14 protein-coding genes are annotated in these 15,203 nt (G+C 43.7%); 1 reads left to right on the forward strand and 13 read right to left on the reverse strand.

Features of this window, described 5'->3' with window-relative positions; genetic code table 11:
- Positions 1–2: 2 nt before the first annotated feature.
- From BJP34_RS01495 to BJP34_RS01550, 12 genes are all read right to left on the reverse strand, one after another.
- Positions 3–3,032 (reverse strand): hypothetical protein, encoded by a 3,030-nt coding sequence (locus BJP34_RS01495; protein ID WP_070390800.1) that lies wholly within the window; start codon positions 3,030–3,032, stop codon positions 3–5.
- 149 nt (positions 3,033–3,181) lie between these two features.
- Entirely contained in the window at positions 3,182–4,363 is a 1,182-nt protein-coding gene (locus BJP34_RS01500) for an RNA-guided endonuclease InsQ/TnpB family protein (RefSeq protein ID WP_070390801.1), read from the reverse strand.
- 359 nt (positions 4,364–4,722) lie between these two features.
- On the reverse strand, positions 4,723–5,373 hold the full coding sequence (locus BJP34_RS01505; protein ID WP_202972059.1) for a class I SAM-dependent methyltransferase: 651 nt from the start codon (positions 5,371–5,373) through the stop codon (positions 4,723–4,725).
- 285 nt (positions 5,374–5,658) lie between these two features.
- Positions 5,659–6,066 carry a transposase gene (locus tag BJP34_RS01510; RefSeq protein ID WP_202972113.1) on the reverse strand — a complete coding sequence of 136 codons (408 nt, stop codon included), beginning with the start codon at positions 6,064–6,066 and terminating at the stop codon, positions 5,659–5,661.
- 4 nt (positions 6,067–6,070) lie between these two features.
- The gene (locus BJP34_RS01515) at positions 6,071–6,433 is read right to left on the reverse strand and encodes a transposase (protein ID WP_202972047.1); all 363 of its coding nucleotides are present in this window, start codon (positions 6,431–6,433) and stop codon (positions 6,071–6,073) included.
- A 51-nt stretch (positions 6,434–6,484) separates the two neighbouring features.
- Entirely contained in the window at positions 6,485–6,868 is a 384-nt protein-coding gene (locus tag BJP34_RS01520; protein ID WP_070390805.1) for a DUF6326 family protein, read from the reverse strand.
- Between the two features lie 79 nt (positions 6,869–6,947).
- Positions 6,948–7,802: a MerR family transcriptional regulator gene (locus BJP34_RS01525; RefSeq protein WP_070390806.1), complete on the reverse strand. Its 855-nt coding sequence runs from the start codon at positions 7,800–7,802 to the stop codon at positions 6,948–6,950.
- Between the two features lie 327 nt (positions 7,803–8,129).
- Positions 8,130–8,984 carry a hypothetical protein gene (locus BJP34_RS01530; RefSeq protein ID WP_070390807.1) on the reverse strand — a complete coding sequence of 285 codons (855 nt, stop codon included), beginning with the start codon at positions 8,982–8,984 and terminating at the stop codon, positions 8,130–8,132.
- Positions 8,985–9,292: 308 nt separating this feature from the next.
- Positions 9,293–10,822: a hypothetical protein gene (locus tag BJP34_RS01535; RefSeq protein ID WP_070390808.1), complete on the reverse strand. Its 1,530-nt coding sequence runs from the start codon at positions 10,820–10,822 to the stop codon at positions 9,293–9,295.
- 284 nt (positions 10,823–11,106) lie between these two features.
- A complete protein-coding gene (gene hisS / locus BJP34_RS01540) occupies positions 11,107–12,390 on the reverse strand; it encodes a histidine--tRNA ligase (protein ID WP_070390809.1) in 1,284 nt (427 codons plus the stop codon).
- Positions 12,391–12,408: 18 nt separating this feature from the next.
- Positions 12,409–12,687, reverse strand: coding sequence for a hypothetical protein (locus BJP34_RS01545; protein ID WP_070390810.1), 279 nt, complete (start codon positions 12,685–12,687; stop codon positions 12,409–12,411).
- Between the two features lie 178 nt (positions 12,688–12,865).
- Positions 12,866–13,252, reverse strand: coding sequence for a hypothetical protein (locus BJP34_RS01550; protein WP_070390811.1), 387 nt, complete (start codon positions 13,250–13,252; stop codon positions 12,866–12,868).
- Here BJP34_RS01550 and BJP34_RS01555 point away from each other — a divergent pair.
- The gene (locus BJP34_RS01555) at positions 13,233–13,727 is read left to right on the forward strand and encodes a hypothetical protein (RefSeq protein ID WP_070390812.1); all 495 of its coding nucleotides are present in this window, start codon (positions 13,233–13,235) and stop codon (positions 13,725–13,727) included. The genes BJP34_RS01550 and BJP34_RS01555 overlap by 20 nt on opposite strands.
- 670 nt (positions 13,728–14,397) lie before the next feature.
- On the opposite strand, the gene BJP34_RS01560 is transcribed toward BJP34_RS01555, so the two are convergent.
- Complete coding sequence (locus BJP34_RS01560) at positions 14,398–15,174, reverse strand: RNA polymerase sigma factor SigF (RefSeq protein WP_070390813.1); 777 nt, start codon at positions 15,172–15,174, stop codon at positions 14,398–14,400.
- Positions 15,175–15,203 lie beyond the last annotated feature (29 nt).

A 15,203-nucleotide genomic window follows, 5' to 3' on the forward strand; every position in this document is an offset into this window, starting at 1 on the left:
CTTCATCCTTCAACCGTACTCGATAAGTCAGTAGGAATAACTACACACTCCAACTCCGCCTTGTGACTCTCCTGCTGATTTTCCAAATTAATTGCGATCGCTTCTATTCTAATTTGAGTCGTGCCTTGGGGTATAACTAATTGAGTCATTGCCTCCAGCTCCCCAGCCGCATTGGGGAGTAAATCTATAATAGAACGGGTTTCCTGGAGCAGAGAGCGAGTTTGGACGTCTTTAACCCACAATTTAATACATAAGCGAGATTGACTAGGAGGAAGTTTTATGGTTACCATTACCTTTTCTCCAGCAACCAAGTCCCTAGTAGTCGGTATTGATAAAGTCGGTGCTGCTAAGGTCGCATCCAACTCTAGGGATGAAAGATTATCCAGTTTAGCCTTAACGTCATGTTGCTTGGTTGCAGTAGCTTTTGTCGGTTGTGGGGCTATTTCTCGATCATCCACTACAATTTCCTGAGTCGTCCAATCGTGACTAGTAATACCAACTTTAGGGGGTGTCTCTGGCATTGCTAATTCTGAACTAACTAGCGACAAATCCTCAGATTCTGTCATTGACTCCAAGACCTTTTCTGGAAATTCCCTAACCTCTTCTTCGTTGCTAGCCGTTTTATTGCTCTGTTCGTTTGTCACTGGTGAGTGATCTTGCCCAGGAGGATTACTCTCTGGGGATAATTCTAACCTCAGCAATTCCATCAATTCATGATCTTCAGCTAAAGCACTCAACCGTGACCAAAAACGCTCTTCCATGTTTAAGGCTCGGAAAGCTTCTTCTAAAGCGATTGACTCAGGATCTTTTACAGAATCTGGAGTCTCCCACCGAGTAGTATTCAATAATTGGTTTACCTTGGAATTCTTGAACTGGGTATCAACCGAGTCTGAATCCTCTAACTGATCATCTGTTTCCGATTTATCAATCTCACTAATCTCAATATTTTGGATTCCCTCAGATTCCGTTAGGGAATTAATCAGCACTTCAGAAGCATCATTATAATTAGATAAGACCTCAGACTTTATCTGTAAATTACTATCGTCATTAGTATCTTCTGAACTATCTTCCGACTGTTCTACTGTGTCTTGAATTACTGTGTCTTGAACTACTGTGTCTTGAACTACTGTGTCTTGAACTACTGTGTCTTGAAGCACTGTTTCTTGAGGCTGTAACTCTGACCCAGTATCTTGCTCTCGATTATCTAGTTCTGGATTGGCTGTAGTGGAGGATTCTTGATCATCTAGGGAAACTGAATCAGATGCTTTAGACTGATCTTGGAGGTCTTGGCCCTGTGCTCCAGAGTCAGCAACCGACTGCATTGTAGGCAAACTGGGCAATTCGAGGGATTTAACAGTTATATCACTCGGCTGATGGTGGTAAAGTTTTGGTGGTAAAGACCGTCCAGAGATAGGTTGCAAGAACAGAGATGGATGGTTTTGAGGTAGCTCAACCAGATCCAGCGTAGTCTCCTCTAAGGGGTCTTCATCTAAGAAGAGAAGGTCTTGATCAGGTTGATCAGATTTTGCAGATTCAGCGATCCGATTAGCCAGTACTACCATGGTTTCCATTGGCATCCCCTGATTCCCTGGCACAATTACTTCTAATAAATCCTCTACATTAGCTGTAAGAGTAAATTGTTGAGTGGCTAAAGGAGTTGACTGTGAATTATAAAGGGTTATTTTTCCTAAAATTAGACCACTTTTACAATCCGTCGGAATATCTATACTATGGCTAAATCCTAAAAATAACTCCTCTTGAGATAGGGAGTACTCAATATCTAACAAACGTTTTCCTGTTTGAGGAAACCGCAATTGATAGCGTAGAGTAGCAGGGAATAAGTTTTCTAAAACACTATCTAAAACACTAACTGTTATACTATCACCATTATTATTAATTTTATCATTATCTACTACCAATTCCCCTTTGATAGTCAACGACTCTCCTCGCCTTGCCAGGAAAATATCCTTATCTAGTCTTAGGGTTAAACCGTACTGATTAACCTGTGTATCTGAAACCCAATCTAAATCAGAGGTTTTTCTTAGCTGTTGGTTATCTTCCGAGTCCCGATCTTCCAACTCATCCAATACTGGCTGAAGCACCTGTTGTAGTAGTTGCTCCAAAGTCTCCAGAGATTCTTCCATGATGGAATTATCAACAGTCGATTGGAGTGGTAAGTCTTGCGAGATAGTTGCTGTTGGTTGTTGGTTGGTTTCAGGATTAACAGGTGCCTTTGGGTCAACCTCTTCTACCCCTTGCCAAACCGTCTCTTGACTAGGACTAGATTCCTCTTGGCTAACCCCCATTGCTGCTTTTGCTTGGTCAAGTAACTCTGGCGCAGCAATGGTTATGGGTTGTTCTTCTGGTGGTGTGATCTCACTCTGGTACTCCTGAGGGTTAGAAAACTCTGAACTAGCATCTGGTCTAGCATCTGAACTAGCATCTGAACTAGCATCTGTTGGTTTGAGGTCATTAGTAATAGTATTGGTGGAGGCAGAATCAACAGCTAGCTCAGGTGTAGTCAGTGAATTGTCTAGTTGAGGCGGCTGAGTATCAGTTTGGGTGGATTCTACTGGGGTGGATTCTACTGGGGTGGATTCTACTGGGGTGGATTCTACTGGGGTGGATTCTACTGGGGTGGATACAGAGGTTTTAGGGGGTGTCTCTACATCTTTGACTTTGGGTATAACTTGTAGCCCTAAGGATTTTCGCCAGGACTGACCCATAAAATCGTCCATGATATCGTTACTGCAACGTAACTTCCACAGACCAGGTTTAAGCTTGGTGAAAGGAATCACCACCATTAACCCTTCTGAGTTGGTGCGACGCCATCGCCTCTGGGACTTACGTCTGGGTGGCACTTGCTCTTTGCTATCATAGGTGACGCAAATTTCTACATCAGTATTGGGCAGGTTGGAACGAGCCACTATCCGATACCGACCAGATTCAATCTCAATCTCAGAAGACTTGATTGGCTTCCAGGAGCGCTCCCCCTCTTTCTGTAGTAGAAATTCCCAGTACTTCTTAGCCATTGTCGATATCTATGACCCAAAGACCTGCTAATTGACTTGATTGCTTTTCCAATTAGCTTACACTTTAAGTCGAGTATTTTGCTTATTCCCACCCTCGGGATTTTTGACACTCCCCGTCCTAGAAGAACGGGGATTCTTTAATCAACGAGTCAGCGTGGCTCTTCCAGACCGGAATCAGGAAGAGTAGAGGCTGATTCTCCTAAAGCGTTCGGATCTATGATCCAGGTTCCGGTATGCCCTACCGTACCCAAGGCTCTTTTTAGAATATTAATGGCTGCATTATGGTCGCGATCCAACACACACCCACACGAGCAAGTATGCGTTCTGGTTGATAGCGATTTTTTGACAACTTCACCACATTTTGAACAGTTCTGACTAGTATAAGCAGGGTTAACGGCTATTGTTTGCCTGCCAAACTTTTGTCCAAAATATTCCAGCCATTTTCTAAATTGATACCAACCTGCATCATTAATAGACTTGGCAAGACAATGATTTTTTACCAAATTTTTTACCCTCAAGTCTTCGTAAGCGACCACGTCGTTAGAGTGGATTACGCAGCGCGCCAGTCTCTTGGCGTGCTCTTCACGCTGCCTACTTATCTTAAGGTGTGTTCTACCTAGTCTATTAATGGCTTTTTTGCGATTGACTGAGCCTTTCTTTTTGCGAAAAACCCGACGTTGATAAAACTTAAGCCGTTTCTCACCCTTACGATAAAACCTTGGATTTGTCTCTACACCTCCCTTGGAGTCGGTATAAAACTCCTTAAGTCCAACGTCTAAACCAACGTTGGTGTGCGAAGGCTCTAAAGGTTTGCTAATATCAACTTTGATACAAAACTGAACATAATAGCCATCCGCTCGGCGCACTAATCTAACTCGTTTTATCAGCGTCTGATCGTAACGCCATAACTCCCAGGTTCCTTTTAGTTTTAGTTTCCCAATACCTTTTTTGTCTAAAAAATTTATTGATTTAGTATCGGGGGATAGTTTCCAGCCAGATGTTTTATACTCAACTGACCTAGAAAACTTCTTAAACTTAGGATATCCCTTTTTACCAGGGACTTGTTTTTTACATTTATCGTAAAATCTAGAAATTGAGTTGTAAGCTCTTTCAACTGAAGCTTGACAGGCATGAGAATTTAAGGCTTTAACAAAGGGATACTCAGACCTGAGCCACGTATTATGACGATACAAGTCTTTTTGTCCTATACCTTTATTGTCCATCCAGTAACGGATGCACTTGTTCCGAACAAACTGACCGGTGCGAATCGCCTCATCAATCGCAGCATATTGAGTTTTATTCCCTTTGACCTTAAATTCTAAGACGATCATTTTGACGTGGAACAACTCTACGTAATATTATAGCACGAAAAAAATAAAGCCGTCCTTCTAGGACGGGGCTTGAGGCCCAAATTTTTGGTCAACCACCGGATTCGACAGAGTGACTGAGATCTACTCCGTTTAAGGGGATATGAAAGCCATAGCACAAAATTTTCCCTTAAGATGTGCTTGTTGATACTAAATTTTAGGGCTAATCTTAAGGATCATTCTAAGCCTGAGAGATCGCCTGTCTGAAGTAGCTAATCGCTTCAACTTTGGAAGCCATTATTCAGACGTTGACTGGTGATTCTCACTTTTGAAGAATTCGTCTCCATCAGCACCAACCAGGATATCATTGCCTACGTTCCTAATTAACAGTTGGAATTAATCGCTCCTACGAGTGCCTTCTTCGCGACAATAAACACCGCTTTGCCTTTGCTCGGTTGCCAATGGTAGTCAATCGCAAAACCGCCATTGGTCAAACTGTCTGACAATTCTTTTGTCGTAAAAATCTTAACCAACGGTATTAAACCCAAGAATTTTCCAATCGGCGCGACGATCTTAAACCACTTCATGGTATCTCCAAGACACGCTGTACTGGTGACTAAAATTCCGCCTGGTTTGAGCATCTTGTGAATTTTGGCGATCGCTTTTTCTTTGTATTCTAGTAAGTGCAAAATACTCAGTCCTAACACCACATCAAAGGTTTCATCGGCTACAGTTAATTCTTCGATAGTCAATTGTTCAAAGGTAACATTGTTGATGTTGTTTGCCTCAGCTTTACCTTGGGCTATTTCAATCATTTTGGATGAGATATCTATGGCGCGAATATGTTTAACGTAGGGTGCGTGAATGATAGCGGTCGATCCCGTCCCGCAGCCAAACTCCAGCACTTCCATCTCTGGCTTAAAGTATTCCTGTGTGACTTGTAGTTTTTTCTGGTAAGCTGCTTCATCAGCAATGGGTTGTTTGGCATAGCCTTCTGCGATTTTGTCATAAAATTTAGCTGAGTGTTTCATCATAATCCCTGATTATTTAACTGATTGATTTCTATAAATATCTACCTCTAAGGCATGACTATTCATTGAACATTGAACATTCATCGGGAGACTTTGCGACGAAGGCGACTTGATAAAGTTCATTGGTAAAGCGCCCTGCAAGCAAGCCCCGAACCAATAAATTTTAAACGATCAATGACTTAAAGATGGCATGACTCATGCATCCTGTTTATGCCACTTCCATGAACCTATCCCACTAATAAGAGTCTTTGAATCCACAGATGAATAGTAGCAAGATCAATAAATGCATCAAAATAAACTTTTTGTCGTTCCCAACGAACCACTAGACGACGATATTTTCGCGCTATACCAAGCAAAACAACGTTCCTGTTGATATCTGGGCACCGACATTTTAATCGGTCTTCCTCGATTTTTCTTGGTTTTCCAAATCCGTTTTGGTATTTGGGGTCGAATGCCTCGCTTACGCAGAGCAGCACGTTTTTCTTTGGAATCATAACCTTTATCGGCAGCTAGTACCTTGAGCCTCTTACGTGGTCTACCTGGTTTCAAAGTTTTCAATTTGACTTGATCCAGTAGAGGTAAGACTTGTTCTCTTTCACTACCATTGGCAGGAGTTGTACAGTTAGCTAGAGGCATTCCACTACCTTCAGTCAGGGTGTGAATCAGAACACCTTTACCTTTACCACCATAAGCAATGCCTTCACCTCCTCCCTTGCCAGGGGGAAAAAGAGCCGTCTACGGCACCAAACTCCCATTTAATCAAGCCCTTTTGATCTGCGATCGCTAGCACACGTGCTTGTAAATGTTCAAATGTTCCATCTAAGCGCCATCGCTTTAGCCATCGATGAGACGAACTTTTTGATGCCCAGATCTCCCCTCGTGGTAGATCACACCATCTACATCCAGTAATCAGTAGGTACAACAAACTGTTTAAAACATAACGATAGGGACAATGAGGCATTCCTTTACCCCGTTTTTCTGGGTCCTTGGGGAAGATATCTTCAAACAACTTCCATTCCAAATCACTTAACCCTTCAAAGCGCCCAGCCATAGAGTCATACACCTAAATCAACCCAGCAATAGACTACCATCTTTTGAGATTAGTGGGATAGGTTCATGCATACCAGACAATTAGTGACAGAGACACAACTTCTATAGTTGAAAAAAACATATCGTCAAGATCTTTCGGTCCAATACCGATAACAAACGCAATAGTGATTGCACCTGCGATGATGTTTGCCCAGCGATTTAATCGATAGTTCAATACCCGAGACAAGAGAACCATAGAAATCGGAATCTCCATCATGATGGAGCCTACTAACAACATTCCGTCAGTCACTTTAGTACCATTGACGATGCCTGTCATGATTTCTTCTAAAAGCCCTGGTCTAAAGAACTCATGAATATCTCGGAAAATCATATTCAATAGGAAAAATAGCCATAATGTAGAAAGTAAAGCTTTTCTATCTATTCCGATGGTCTTTTTGTTATAAATCATTTCGATACTCCTGTTTTTGAACAATATTGCTTAGTTTGATGGCATTGCCATTTGCATCTATCTCTTGCTAATTTCAGACCTAGTTTATCGATCGCAAGTCCAGATCTACTGTTCGCTTGCAGATCGGAAATTGAATTTCCATCACAAAGTCCGAATCACCTGGTCGTTTGGGCAATTCCAGAAACACTAGTCGCACCGGACCAGCGAAAGCATAGTGATTGGCTTCTACCCATTCGCCGATCGCGTTGTACCCCAGAAGCTTGGCACAAGAATTCGTAGGAGGAATAAATGTTGCCATTGTTGCCGATGGAAGTGATCGCGGATCGAGGGTCATACCGTCATAGGTAGTAAGGGAAGCACGATCGGTCTTATAAAGCAAGCGTCCCAGTTCAACATCAATGCGATCGCTGCTTACTCCATCCCCATGAAGGACAATCGTCATCGGTCCATAGGTGGTATTATTGTCCCCAGGAAGAGCGTTCATCACAGACCAGAAGAAATCATCTGGTGACTCACCCGTTGATAAGATCTTGCGTATTCCGATAAGCTGTTGTTGGGGGACTTGCTTCACCACCACATCACGCACATGGGTAGCACGATCTTTAATTTGCTTTAAGCGTGATTCAATTGTGCGAATGCGTTTGAGTTCATCGAGCACCTGTTGCTCTAACTCGGCTTTTTTCATCAACAACATACCCTGAATTTCTTCGAGGGAGATATCATCTTTGATGAATCGTCGGATTTGATCCAACGATAACCCCAATTCTTTGAGGGCGAGAATGCGGTTGAGTGTGGGCAATTGGGTTGCGCTGTAGTAACGATGACCACTGGCAGGATCAACGAACATCGGTTGAAACAGACCAATCTGATCGTAGTAGCGCAGTAAACGCTTAGAAACCTGAGCGATCCTAGAAAATTCCCCAATGCTGTACATGATGTTTTCGTTTCGTTTTTTCTAGATATTCATCAACATAGAGGGTGACGTAGCGTAAAGATCAAGGAAGATGAAAAATTTTTAACAAATCTCGCGGAATTCCCCACTGGTCTGCACGCTGGAGATTGATAACCGGATAATGATGAAGCACACCCCTTGTGGGTGTGCTTCATCATTATCAATCTTTGGTTTTGGTAGACGACCGGTGTAGTCTTCAATGTTCACCAGAAATGTTCACCAGAGAAAGCCTAATTCATGAATTTGCGTACGCAAACTTCTTGACTAGCATCTTTCCTTACCAGATTAGCGAGATTGTCTCCTCTTCAGCTATTGAACATTTGTCACCTTACCGAGACGAGTAAAGCGAATTTCAATCCTGCGCCTAGTTTGATCATCCTTTAAACTAATCGGAGCAATTTGCCCATTAGGTAAAATTAACTGAGCTGCAGAATAAGCCCGAAATTGCAGCCCCTTGAGCCGCCCTTCCTTAGCTTGAATCTCACGGAGTAATTGCACAACTGCCAAAGCTCGCATCAGTCCTAAATCAGCATTAGAGCCTGGTCTAAGTTGACTGATAGAGGAATTTTTATTAACCACATTCCCAATAGTTTGGTCGATATTGCTACCACCAAGATTAGGTTGACCATCGGTGTGACCAATCAGTTCTACTACATTAATTTCATAGTCTTTGGCATTGCTTTCAATAGCAGGGACAATTTGCTGCCGAATATAGTCTTTCATGGCTGAGGGAATTTGCGCACTACCGGAATCAAATCGGTAATCCCCCTGATCTTTGATTACAATAATCGGAGGTGTATCTGGTGGTTTTGGTGCTGCAGCAATCTGTACCTGCAAAGACCTAACCTGCTGTTCTAGTGCCTTTTCGCGGACAGTTGAGCGCTTTGCCCTAGCTCTCCAAACCGCTACGCCACGCTCAAGTTGATCAACCCGAGCTGCCTTAGCTCGTAATTCCGCATTCTCCCTTGCCAATTGCACCACTTCATCTTCACTTCTGGTGAGATCATCAATGGTTGATTCTAAGGAACTTTGTGCCAGCACAGACTTCAGGATAGACAGCAACAAAAATAAGATCAGGATCATGAAGGCATTAGACATTAAGTCTGTAAAAGCTGGCCAGAGATTTATCTCTTCATTCCAATCATTATTTCGTGAACGACGCATTTTATCAATTCTCTGTCAATCTTATAATTACTATTAATCATTTGCTGTAAGCATTCAGCATTCAGCTATCAGCATTCAGCTATCAGTTATCAGCATTCAGCATTCAGTTATCAGCATTCAGCATTCAGTTATCAGCTTATGGGCTAAGGGCATATGCTTATATGGGCAAATTCCCAGACTTTCTCGAACTATTAAATTCTCACGCTTAGAGGTTTATTTTAAGCTGAACGCGCACCCGTGAGCTAAAAGCTGAAGGCTGACAGCTGAAGGCTGACAGCTGAAGGCTGACAGCTAACGATTTGCCAGGTTTATCGTTCACTGCTCAAACGCCTGACTAGCTCTCCTACAGTCATATCTTGAGTTATGCGAGTTGAACCATCGATTTGATTGGACTCAGTCAGTTTTTGGCTAATCTTAGCAATTTCCTGATTGGTGTTATTGAGATGATTGACAACTTTTTCAAGATTGTGTCGCATAATTTCATAATTATGCTGGTCAGTATTAGCTTGCTGAGTAATACTTTGATCAAGGCGATCGCCTAAAGCCTGAATTCCCAGACTAACTCCTTCGGTATAGCTTTTCACATTTGACACTAACTTAGCCAATTCAGCGTGAACGTCACTCAAGCTATCGCTTCGAGAAGCAATCCGTTGCTCTAATTGATCAAGCCGAGCGATCGCTGACTGAAATCCCTGTGCTCCTTGCTGAAGTTGGGGGATAATCTTCCCTAAGGCTTGTTGACTGTGATGATGCTGCTTCACTACATCTAGAGAAGATTGTCTGAGGGCACTGATTTCTTCTGCCAATTTTACCAATTTAACCCCATGACGTTGAAGTTCAGCCATTGCTACTCCCATGCCTTGCACTGATTGCGATAGCATACTGGCTGACTCAGAGAAACTGCTTTGGGTTCTAGTTAAATCTACTGTAGCCTTAGATAATTTTTGAGGAAACTGGCTATGCTCAAAGGTTTGAGCTACTTGGGTAAATTGAGCAGCAGCTAGTTGAAATTCTTCAGCACTTCTAGCGATAGTACTAGCAGCTTGGAAGAATCTATTGTAAGAACTTTCTGCTAGTTTAAGCACTTGAGTGTTAGCATCAGCAATTTCTTGAACTTTTTCTCGTAGTGATGATTCCACTGCTTCTCGAACAGTCTGACCAAATCTCGCCAAAAAGCTTTCAAAGATATTGGACATCCCCTGAACTAATACATCCAGGCGTGTTTGCCCTGCTAAACTCGGCTGATAAATATTATCCAAGTAATCTTCTAAGTAACTAATTAGATTGTTTTTCGCTAGCCCTGTATTGAAGGCGACGTTAATTACCGTTAAGACAGCACTAAAAAAGATAGCGGTTAAGCTAGTGGTAAAAGCAATTCCCATCCCTTCTAGGGGTTGCTGTAATTGGTTAACTAAAGTATTGATATCGGTAGCATCAGACTGACTGATTGTTTTACTGAGTGCTAACAAATTGATGGTGATGCCGATAAAGGTACCTAGTAAGCCAAAGGATAACAGTAAGCTAGGCATAATCCGACCAATGTAATCAATTTGGTCACAAGATATGCCAACAACTTTTTCGTGGCTGTAGGCTTGGTCAATTAATGCGCCTGTATTGACCTGCTCTAAATGTCGGCTAGCATCTGAGAACCGTCTTTCTAGCTCCTCTACAATTCTGGGTTTCTTCCCACGAGGCTGTCCATGGATTAGTCTTCTTACTCGCTTCCCTAGGGATAAAAGATGGGTATGGAGAGCAAAACGTAGTAAAATTACGAATACTGATGGGATTACCACCAGTACTACAGTCAGGGCAATTAAGTAATCCGGTATTGGTAGCATAGCGGCAGCTGGGGAACTCTACAGGTGAAATGGTAGCGCAGCATCCTCAGGATGCTAACCCCTTTCTTTATAACCTAAGCATACCCATACTTATCTCAAAGCATTGATGTGTCACTACGAAATAATACGACGTTCTTGAGTGTTAACACTGAACACTCAAGGGTGCATCTCCTAACAGTTGTTTGAACCAGCAGTGGTGCGTTACGGGCAGCAACCTAACCAAGGGCTAGAGGCCAAATATCAAGGCTCCCCTAACACACCCTACGCAACTCAACACTCAAGACTCAACGCAAAGGTTCTATCTGCTCTTTTAACTGCTCAGTTTTATCCAATAAATCAGCTTGGGTCATAGTTTCTTGTTCCCCAGAGGCCAGCCATTTCAAATTCACGGTGTTGCTCTGAGCTTCAGCATCTCCGATCACTAAACAAGCCACCGCACCACTGCGGTCAGCTCGCTTAAACTGTTTACCAAAAGCACTTCCACTCAAGTCGAGTTCTACAGCCAACCCAGCTTTGCGCAGTTGCTGAGCCAGTTTCAACCCTTGAGCTTGAGCTACTTCACCTCTGGATACTAGATAAAAATCTAGCGCTAGGGTTTGTGAGGCTTGCAGTTGTTGCAGCAAAATCACCAAACGCTCTAAACCAATCGCCCAACCAACGGCTGGAGTTTGATTTCCCCCCAATTCATCGACTAATCCGTCATAGCGACCACCACCACAAACCGTTGCTTGAGCGCCTAAGTCATCAGAGATAATTTCAAAGGCAGTGTGGGTGTAGTAATCCAACCCCCGCACCAAGCGAGGATTGAGCTGGTAACTAATCCCTAAATCCTGCAACAACTGCTTTACCTGATCAAAATGACTTTGGGACTCTGAACTAAGATAGTCTAAAATACTGGGAGCATCCTGAGCAATCTCTTGAGTACGTTTGTCTTTACTATCTAAAATCCTGAGGGGATTGCGAGTTAAACGGTCTTGAGAATCTTCGTCCAACTCATCTTTGTAAGGAGTGAGGTAATCTACCAGAGCCTGTCGGTACTGTTGACGGTCTTCGGTACTACCGACAGAATTGAGGTTAAGTCTCAGGTTAACTAGACCCAAGGTATTGAGGATATCCATTGCGATCGCAATGACTTCTGCATCTGCCCTGGCATCACGAGAACCAATCACCTCTACCCCCAATTGATGAAACTGTCGCTGTCGTCCAGCTTGGGGATTTTCATAGCGAAACATTGGACCGGTATACCAGAGGCGTTGTACCCCACCAGCAGCATAGAGGCTATTTTGAATATAAGCTCGCACTACTCCCGCTGTCCCTTCTGGACGTAGTGTCACCGAACGAGGAGGGGTTGCCCGGTCGTTGAAGGTATACATTTCCTTCCCTACCACATCGGTAGCTTCCCCAATTCCCCGTTCAAACAGTTCAGTACGCTCAAAAATGGGAGGACGAATTTCTCGATAAGCCGCTCTATTGAGAATCTGTTGTGCGATCGCTTCTACTTGCTGCCAATATCCAACTTCGTCTGGCAGGATATCCCGTGTTCCTCGTAAAGCCTGGATTAAACCCATTAACGTTTTGCTTCCCCATCATGTGAGCTGCGGTTCACCATCGGAAGTGTCTTCTTCCCAGGCACCATAGCGATTTTGATAATAGGACAAAATTTGCTTGACCCGTTCTCTTTCTACTTTATCAGCAGTCTCGCCATACTCAATCCACAATCCACCAACCTGACTCTGATTGTAATCAAACTGCTGGGATGTTTGGGGTAGTAAATCAGCTTTTACTCCTGTCACTTGCCGTAAATGGGCAGCTACCTCTCGATAAACTGCCAAGGGTAAACCAGGACAACTAATTTGATAACGCAACAGTTTACACTCCTATATAATTTAAAACCATTGGGATGCTCCCAATGGCTGGAAATACCAATTATTTAGTGTTAGGGGAATGGCTGACGGCTGAAAGCTGATAGCTGTTGGCGTAGCCTGCGCGTAGCGCATATGCTTACCTAACACCTAATAGTTAACACTGTACCCTGAGGTTACTTCAAGAAGCTGATGTTGAGTTTTCTCCAACTCGTCTAGAAACTTCAACACCGTTTTCTTCCAGAATCACCACTGGATCTAAACCTCTATACATTTCAATCCGCTTGACTAGAACTTGTCCACCTAATATAAACTGTCCAACTTGAACGCTACGACTAGGCTCATTAGGGACATCTAGGATAGCGTAATAGACACCCCTACCGTTATCAACTACCCCTGTGACACTGACATTATAGGCCAGTTCTGGTTCTGGTAGGATTGGCAGTTGCAGATCAAATTCAGGAGGGATAGGGGGGATACCATCCTTGACAACAGAGCTATTGTCTGGTGGTGAACCAGGTTTAGCAATGCTAGTCTCTGTAGATCGAGTGTTCTGGGGCCTTGGCAAAACATTCCCTCTTGATGAGCCAGGAGACTTTCTAGCGATTGAGGAGCTTGAAGGGCTGGAGGGTCTGCTAGCTCTTGAAGGGCTAGAAGGTCTGCTAGCTCTGGAAGGGCTGGTGGTTCGGCTAGCTCTTGAGGGGCTGGAGGGTCTGCTAGCTCTTGAGGGGCTGGAGGGTCTGCTAGCTCTTGAGGGGCTGGAGGGTCTTACCGCTACACTACTTCCTGTCCCAGGACGCGATCGCAAACCCGGTGTTCGTGGTGCAGGAGTCAGAGGCTGTACCCTTGTCGGGGAACTACTTGGTCTGCCAGGATTGGGCAAAATCTCCACCTCTGGTTGCACTGAAATTGCCGCAAACGGGTCAAGACGTCCCTTATCAATCCGATTTCTTATTTCATTGCTTGGCAAGGTTGTGATCAACGGTGGTATTGGTATTACCTTTTCCTGCTCTGGTGTTTCCGGGGCTTTAGGAGCAAATTGAGCTACAGGAGGAGAAGGTTTGGTGCTATCCGGGGAAGCCACCGGAGTAGGTTTAGGGGTAGTCTGCTCCCCCTGTTCAGCCTTTCTACCCGGTTGACAGCCTCCTATAAGCAGAGCCAGTACACTCACCCATACGATGCATGATACTTTACCCATGACCACCTAAAAATAACGCTTTATCCGAGCATACCCTTGAACTTGAAGTTATCGATCTGTGGCACCAACTTCTTTGAAGATAGAATTTTTTTGGCAAACTTCCAAAACTGGAGACTCTCAGCAAAAAGCTGTGGGCCGGTAAGCCGTCAGCCCTCAGCCGTCAGTGGTCAGCTTATTTTATCCAAAAGCACGTCAACTTGAGTTGCCCAGGCTTTGGCCTTGGCCTTTGGCCACGCGGGGCGCGTTTGGCCACGCTGTGCGAACGATGCTGAAACCTAACCCATAAGCTAATAGCTGATAGCTGATAGCTGAACGCGCACGCGTGCGCGTAGCGCTAATCGCTGTTCGCTGAACACTTACATGGACAGCCTATGGGCAATAACACCCAATTCAAGAAGCCCAAAGCGCTTTTCAGCTATGACTTAGCTCTCAAGTCCAGTTACTTTGCCAGCTGTATATTATTTTCTAGAATTTTATATTATTATGCTTAACTAATAATAGTGTGAAAATTAATCTTAATCTTGTGTCGGTTTCATTAACTTTTGCAACGCTTCCAAGCCTTTTTTAACGCGGCGGGATACCGTTACTACACTGATGTCTAAGCGTTGTGCTACCTCTTTTTGGGTCAAGTCATGTAAAAAAACAAATTCCAGCACTTCACGAGTGCGCTTTTCCAAATGAGCTAGGGCTTGTTGAATGCGGATTTGGTCTTCCTGTGCCAGCTGAAAACTGCGATAGCGAGGATCTGGGACTAATTCACCCAAGCTGGTGTTTCTGTCCTCTGAATCTCCCACTGGTGTATCTAAGCTCAGAGGTTCCCGATTTTGATGAGCTAGGGTAATTTCTTGCCATTCTTCTAGGGAAATGTTTAATGCTGCTGCTATTTCTTCTTCTGTTGGTTGCCGATTTAACGTTGCTCGTAAATTTCGAGTAATTTCCACAGACTTTTGCCGTAGTGCTAGCCAGCGTCGAGGAATGCGAATTGAATAACCCCGATCTCGTAAATAGTGCTGAATTTCACCACGAATGTAGGGGATAGCGAAGGAACTAAATGCGATGCCCTTGGTGGAATCAAATCGTTCTATGGCACCAATTAAGCCAATACAGCCAACCTGAAGTAAGTCTTCGTAGCTTTCATGACACTGCTTGACCCAATGATGAGCTTCTCTCCTGACTAGTCCTAAATTGAGAGCCACTAGCTGATTGCGAAGTTCAGCGGTGGGAGATTGCTGGTACTTTTGTAATAATGTTAAGCTTTGATACTTAAGTTTATGGTTAAGGTTAGTCGCCATAACAAAGTTTAAGGTGGTAGATTAAAAGT

Source organism: Moorena producens PAL-8-15-08-1, assembly GCF_001767235.1.
Classification (GTDB): Bacteria; Cyanobacteriota; Cyanobacteriia; order Cyanobacteriales; family Coleofasciculaceae; genus Moorena; species Moorena producens_A.